The 6,095-nt window shown below is 56.2% G+C and carries 9 protein-coding genes; 4 read left to right on the plus strand and 5 right to left on the minus strand.

The features are described 5' to 3' along the window. A partial coding sequence (locus tag IL54_RS07205; protein ID WP_037478040.1) for a capsular polysaccharide export protein, LipB/KpsS family occupies positions 1–1,006 on the plus strand: 1,006 nt, incomplete at its 5' end. Beyond that, positions 999–2,282 carry a capsule biosynthesis protein gene (locus tag IL54_RS07210; protein ID WP_037474332.1) on the plus strand — a complete coding sequence of 428 codons (1,284 nt, stop codon included), beginning with the start codon at positions 999–1,001 and terminating at the stop codon, positions 2,280–2,282. The genes IL54_RS07205 and IL54_RS07210, both read left to right, overlap by 8 nt. Before the next feature lie 288 nt (positions 2,283–2,570). On the opposite strand, the gene IL54_RS07215 is transcribed toward IL54_RS07210, so the two are convergent. Both IL54_RS07215 and IL54_RS25880 read right to left on the minus strand, forming a co-directional pair. Continuing rightward, a complete protein-coding gene (locus IL54_RS07215; protein WP_156106167.1) occupies positions 2,571–2,831 on the minus strand; it encodes a hypothetical protein in 261 nt (86 codons plus the stop codon). A 58-nt stretch (positions 2,832–2,889) separates the two neighbouring features. Further along, entirely contained in the window at positions 2,890–3,120 is a 231-nt protein-coding gene (locus tag IL54_RS25880; protein ID WP_202807659.1) for a helix-turn-helix domain-containing protein, read from the minus strand. A 131-nt stretch (positions 3,121–3,251) separates the two neighbouring features. On the opposite strand from IL54_RS25880, the gene IL54_RS07225 reads away from it, so the two are divergent. Continuing rightward, the gene (locus tag IL54_RS07225) at positions 3,252–3,653 is read left to right on the plus strand and encodes a hypothetical protein (protein ID WP_156106169.1); all 402 of its coding nucleotides are present in this window, start codon (positions 3,252–3,254) and stop codon (positions 3,651–3,653) included. Between the two features lie 129 nt (positions 3,654–3,782). Here the strand turns inward: IL54_RS07225 and IL54_RS07230 are convergent, their stop codons facing one another. Together IL54_RS07230 and IL54_RS07235 are read right to left on the minus strand one after the other, a co-directional pair. Continuing rightward, positions 3,783–3,986 carry a hypothetical protein gene (locus IL54_RS07230; protein ID WP_037474339.1) on the minus strand — a complete coding sequence of 68 codons (204 nt, stop codon included), beginning with the start codon at positions 3,984–3,986 and terminating at the stop codon, positions 3,783–3,785. Beyond that, a complete protein-coding gene (locus IL54_RS07235) occupies positions 3,986–4,957 on the minus strand; it encodes an IS1595 family transposase (protein WP_076605472.1) in 972 nt (323 codons plus the stop codon). The genes IL54_RS07230 and IL54_RS07235 overlap by 1 nt, the downstream gene beginning before the upstream one ends. 98 nt (positions 4,958–5,055) lie before the next feature. Here IL54_RS07235 and IL54_RS07240 point away from each other — a divergent pair, with 98 nt between their 5' ends. Then, positions 5,056–5,277 (plus strand): DUF6471 domain-containing protein, encoded by a 222-nt coding sequence (locus IL54_RS07240; RefSeq protein ID WP_037474341.1) that lies wholly within the window; start codon positions 5,056–5,058, stop codon positions 5,275–5,277. A 324-nt stretch (positions 5,278–5,601) separates the two neighbouring features. Here the strand turns inward: IL54_RS07240 and IL54_RS07245 are convergent. Further along, on the minus strand, positions 5,602–6,095 hold a 494-nt coding region (locus tag IL54_RS07245), incomplete at its 5' end, for a hypothetical protein (protein WP_237748810.1).

The raw sequence follows: 6,095 nt of genomic DNA on the forward strand, positions 1-6,095 counted from the left end.
TTGGGATGGGCAGCGTTCACCGCCGTTCCTGTCTGCAGCGCAGGGGGTGCGTCGTGCCCGTTATGGGCGCGGTGCGCTGGCCATCTGGCCTTCGCGGGTGCCATCGACGCTGGTGGCGGACGCGCAGGCGCAGGGCGTGCAACTCGTGCGGGTGGAGGATGGCTTCCTGCGCTCACGCGGGCTGGGTGCGGCGCTGCATCCGCCGGGATCGATCGTCGTGGACCGCAGCGGCATCTATTATAATGCGCTGGCTGCCAACGATCTGGAAACCTTGCTGGCGACGCAGGATTTCTCCCCCGCTCTTGTGGAACGTGCCGCCCGCCTGCGCGCGCGTATTTGCGCCGGTGGGGTCACCAAATATGGGCAGGATACGGGGCGGTTGCCTGATTTACCCACCGGACGTCGCACGGTGCTGGCGATCGGGCAGGTCGATGATGATTTGTCGGTGCAACTTGGCGGGGCAGGGGTCGTCGGCAATCTCGATTTTCTTGGCCAGGTCCGACGCGCCGAGCCTGATGCCTGGATCATCTATCGTCCCCATCCCGATGTGGAGGCGGGGCATCGCAAAGGGCATCTGGCCGATGCGACCGTGCTGACATATGCCGATGCGATTGACCGCGGTTCGCCGCTCATGGCTCTGGTGCAGGCGGTCGATGAACTGCATGTCCTGTCTTCGCTGACCGGGTTCGAGGCTCTGATGCGGGGATGTCGCGTGACGGTGCATGGCATGCCTTTCTATGCAGGCTGGGGCCTGACGCGCGATCTTGCCCCACCGGTTGCGCGGCGCGGGCGGCAATTGTTGCTGGACGAACTTGTCGCCGCCGCCCTCATTCTCTATCCACGGTATCTGGACCCGGTAACCCGGTTGCCCTGCGGCCCTGAAGTGATGACGGATCGCTTGGCAAATGGGGCTGTGCCACCGACGACATGGCTGATCCGGTTGCGGTCCATGCAGGGAAAGTTACGACGGTTTATGACTTTGACGGCTGATTATCTTCATGGCTGACGTGCCAACCAAGACCTTTCTTTTTCTGCAAGGGCCGCACGGCCCTTATTTCGCAATGCTGGCGGATGCCCTTCGGACGCGTGGGCATATTGCCCTGCGGATCAATATCAATGGCGGCGACAAGATCGACTGGCCGGGGGACGCCACGGACTATCGCGGCACGTTCCGCAACTGGCCGTTATTCTTCGATGATTTCGTCGTCAATCATGGCGTCACCGACCTGATCCTCTATGGTGATTGCCGTCCCTATCATGCGTCCGCGCATGGCATGGCGCGGCTGCGGGGCTTGCGTGTCCATGTCATGGAGGAGGGCTATATTCGTCCCGATTTCCTGACTTTGCAGGATGATGGAGTGAACGGCAACTCTACCCTGCCGCTCGATCCGCAATGGTATCTTGATCAGGCCGAACAACTGTCACCATATGATGGCGACTTGCCGCCGGTGCCATCGACTTTTCGAGCGCGCGCGCGCAACACCATGCGGAACGGCATGGCATCGGCCTGGATGCGGCCCTATTTTCCCTATTATCAGACCCATCGTCCGCACAGTTTCCTGCTCGAATCCGTTGCCTGGTGCTACAAGCTACTGACGCGGCAGAGCGAAATTCAGCGTTCGGCGGCCGTTTGGGAAGCGGTCAAAGACAAGCCCTATTTCACGCTGCCGCTCCAGCTCAATTCCGACTATCAGATCCGGGTTCATTCGCCCTTTGGTAACATGCGCGCCGCGTTGCGTTTCGTGATAAAGAGCTTCGCACAGCATGCGCCTCAGGGGGTGTTCCTGCTGGTCAAACGTCATCCGCTGGATGCTGGTCTTGTCGCCTGGCGCAGGCTGACGAACCGGATTGCTAAACATTATGGTGTGGCCGATCGCGTATCCTACCTACCTGACTGGGACATTGCCGAGGTAGTGAGCAAATCTCTGGGCGTGGTGACCGTCAACAGCACTGTGGGCACGCTGGCCCTGAACAGCGGCAAGCCAGTCGTGGTGCTGGGACATGCAGTCTACAAAGTGCCAGGCGTCGTACACCAGGGCAATTTGGATGATTTTTGGGCGGCACCTCGTCAGCCGGACCTGAAACTCTATTCAGCGTTTCGTCGCGTTTTGGTGGATCGGTGTCTCATCCGTGGCGGTTTGCTGAGCGAAGAAGGGCTTGAACTGCTTGTAGCCAATGCGGTTGAGCGCCTTGAGAAGGACCCGTCGGAAGTCTTGGCTCTTCCACGCCAAGGCCGCCGACGCCAGCGCCAAATAGCTATTGTACGGGGCGATGCAGCTTGATGGACGATGCGTCCTCGCCGAACTTCTATTGGATGAATGGAAGTAGTTTGCGGTATTAGGTAGCAAACGCACCAAGAGCTTCCGGTCACGGATCATTAGCTCATTCCAGCTAAGTGGTCCCAAAGGAGGGCGACATGGCCGGAATTGAAGCGATACGCATTTGTCCTGAGTGCAAATATCACGAAACCGCCAGCAGCAGCGGTTCAGGCAAGCTGCTATGGACTGGAAGCCTCGTGGATGTAGTGGACCTCAGCAGGTGTAAGGTGATGCCGGGAGATTGTCCGCACTTTAACCGGGCAGAAATTCGTTGGGCTCCATCGGAATAACCCAGCTTCGTTCCCCCACGATCTTCCCATCGCTGTCCTGTTGGGTAACCCGGTAGACTTTACCCGGATCAGTGCCCCATCCTTTGTATGGGATGCCATCAACCTGTAGCTCGCGCCCATCGGGCAGCGTGATTGTTGTCTCGTGCGGAACAAACCATTCCGCACGCGAGCGTGGGAGGTCCGCGCGCATATTATTTCCATTGCTGTGGGAGGTGATGGTCACAAATCGGCCATCAATATATTGTGATATTATCAGATATATCTTGAAAAGTCAAGATATATCAAGATGCTATTATTGGCATTCCCGCAGTAATTGTAGCAACGTCGCACTTCATTGCCCGACAAAGCCTCACCAGCGATACGAATGTCAAATTGTGTTCGCCACGTTCGATGCGGCCCACATAACTCCGATCCAACCCGGCCTCATGCGCCAGTCCCTCTTGCGACATTCCCAACGTGCGGCGTCGAGCGCGAATGCGCTGGCCGAGGATGTCGAGATAGGGATCGCTCACATCTCCAATTCGGCGAAGAGGTGATTATAGGTCCACGGAGTAAGAATCCCGCTGTTAACCTTTGGCTATTATTGCAGCCTTATCAGCAAGGGAGATAGCGGGTGGTAATGAGTGGAAAGACAATCGGAATCATGTCGGGTGTGGTGTTCGTCGCTGCCATCATGGGCAACAGCATTCTTTCTACGAACGAGGACAACAATCTCAGCGCCAGCAAAGCAGTGACGGCTGTTAGTCCTGCGAAGCCTGTTGAGGCTGTAAAGTCCCCACCGCAAATTATCGCGCTTCCTCCATCAAAGACTGTGGCGGTCACACCCAAAAGCGCCGGTGCCATTAAGATCGCCGATCTGGATGAAGGCGAACGCCTTATCAGGCTGATTATCAACGCCAATGGCTACCTCTGCGCCAAGCCCATTGAGGTTCGTCCGACAGGTTCCGAAGGGCTGTATGGCGTTCAGTGCATCACGCATCGTAGCGGGGAAGGAACAGCCAACTATCTCGTCAACGCAAGGACGAAAGAGGTAACGGAGATTTGACATGCTGGTAGGCCTTGTCGCCCTGATTCTGTTTGTTCTCGTGTTCGGGAAGGCGGGAGCCGCCTTGTTGAAAGGAATCTTGATGCTTGCGGTTGGTAGCTTGCTTCTGCTGGGAAGCTGTTCAATCCTCTAGTCGGCTTCAATTATCATCTGGACACGGCAGGTCGGGATCAGCACGCCGGGACAAACGCCGCTGCTGTCCGCTTCGGCCATATGGCCTTCCAAGAACCGGGCGCGTGATGCGATCTCATTGAGTTCGGCCACGCTGCGGGCGGGTAAATCGACTTCAAGCGGGCTATTCGAGCCGATGAGGAACAATCGATAGCGCGCCATTATGCCGCCTTCCCACGCTGCCAGTATCCCTTCCACTGGCGCGAAATCGGATGGTGAAGCCCGGCCGCTGCGATCGTCAGGAACTGCTCGCCATTGGAAAGGCGACGATTGTCCTCCCTCCACGAATACTCACCGGCATAAGCGCCCAAGTATCTACCGTCGATGTGGTGGTGCGTGCCGATCTCAGCGCGGCGTAGGCGGGAGAAGAAGGATTCGGCCTGATTTGTCGAAATCTCTTCCTCTGCGTAGCTCTTGCTATGATCAATCCGCTTCATGTCGAACACGGCGTGAAGGTTGTCATAATGCTTAGCTTCGTCGGCATACAGGATGCTGCCGGGTTCTATGACCTTTGGAGCATGTAGTGCGCCGTCGAGTTCGGACATGACGAATGGGACGCTCTTACCACCCCGCTCACGCATGATAACGACGCACTGGCGCTTGCCGGTCTGGTTTACCAGCGTGCGCCGGTCACGACGATCCTTGGCGCGAGTGGACGGCTTTACATATCCGCCGAAATACGCGCCATCGATCTCCACTTCGCCCGACAGCCTCTGCGCGGCTTGCAGGGTAGATAGAGACTCCCTGATCTTATGGGCCAGAACGAAAGCGGTTTTGTATTGAACCGACATATCGCGGCTCAACTGCAGCGCACTTATGCCTTTCGCACCGTTGGTGAAGATGGCGATGGCATAGAGGATGTCGCGATATTCCAGCTTGCGGCTGGCGAACATAGTTTGTGAGGTGACGGAAAACTGGCGGTGACACGCTTTGCATTTTAATTTCCGGCGGGTCTTGATCTCATAGACAGCCGCGCATTTGCACCAGACGCAATAGGGCGCGCCTTCGTTCTCAGCATAGCGGATCGCTATGAATGCCGCATAGGCGTCCTCTTCGGACATACGAACGACGCGCTTGATGCTAAGCGTCCGTGCCCTTGCCGAGAGAAGAAAATGCTGCGACTCATCCTCCAATGCGTTACTTCCGCATCGGATATGATGACTAATTCCAGGAATGGCAAGCGGATTTGCATCAAATATGATGATGTTGGCATCATAAGGAGTGAAAAGCCGTGAAAGATTGGAGTGCCTATGCGAAAGGCGTGCTGCGCGCCGAGATGACAAAGCGTCAAATCAGCTATGCGGATTTGAAGGCATTGCTCGCCGACGATGGGGTGAAGGAGACCGAAGCAAACCTGCGAAACAAAGTCAGTCGGGGCTCCTTCACCGCCGCGTTCCTCTTTCAATGTCTGGCAGTGATGAAGGTTACGACCCTGCATCTAGATTCAGATTGAAGAGGATATGGACTCCACAATGGGAGTTAGGTATAGCGTAATAACGCGCAGTTGATCTGCACGCTTCACCTCCTTCCTTGCGTGAAGGATGTTGAATAGGATCGCAAATCGGGTTCCAGCCGATTTGCGATCTGCCCTTCTTATAAGGGCGCAGTCCAAGAATTTACCTTGGTTTTTACTTATCAGTCAACGGTATCGTGAAACTATACATTCATTGCTATAAGCGTTTGTATGACTTTCACAATGATGAAAGGTGTAGATTTGAACTGCCGATCGTGGATCGTGTGACAGTTCGACTCGACAATCAGGTCAGGCAGGATTGACTCAAGGGTCGAACGCCATTTCCGGCTTTATGATGCTTTTCCACTGTGCCGGATATTTCCCCGACGAAGTGACGGTCCTTCCCCGATGTTTGCGTAGGGAAGCCTCAATAGCATTCTGGGTGCGTTGAAGGGTCTTGGGGTCAGGACACTCGCTACCTGACTGTCGAAGGACTTCCTGTGCGATCTGTCGCGTGGTCATAGGCACATCCGCTTTACGGAGAACCTCCATCCCGCGACGACCGCAAGAACCGAACGGAACGGGAAGCATATGCGTCCATGGTTTGACGGGCGGTGTTTGCTCTGGTTCCCAATCATCCGATGCGTCTTTGAGCAGCATCGCCGCGCTTTCGATCAATGCCTCCAACTTCGGAATGCGTGCTTCCAGTTCGGGGAGCCTGCTTTGCTCTCGCTGGATGCGCTCAATATTGGCGCGCACTGTGGATCGGCGTGCAAAAGGGACCCCGTTAGCGGGGTGATCGGCGTCTAAAAGGGACC

It is taken from the genome of Sphingobium sp. ba1 (assembly GCF_000743655.1).
In the GTDB taxonomy this organism is placed as follows: Bacteria; Pseudomonadota; Alphaproteobacteria; order Sphingomonadales; family Sphingomonadaceae; genus Sphingobium.

What these genes read in the sequence shown, in the direction of transcription:
- IL54_RS07225 (WP_156106169.1), top strand. Translation starts at nt 3,252, where the DNA reads ATGTCGGGTGTGGTGTTCGTCGCTGCCATCATGGGCAACAGCATTCTT.
- IL54_RS07210 (WP_037474332.1), top strand. Translation starts at nt 999, where the DNA reads ATGGCTGACGTGCCAACCAAGACCTTTCTTTTTCTGCAAGGGCCGCAC.
- IL54_RS07230 (WP_037474339.1), bottom strand. Translation starts at nt 3,986, where the DNA reads ATGGCGCGCTATCGATTGTTCCTCATCGGCTCGAATAGCCCGCTTGAA.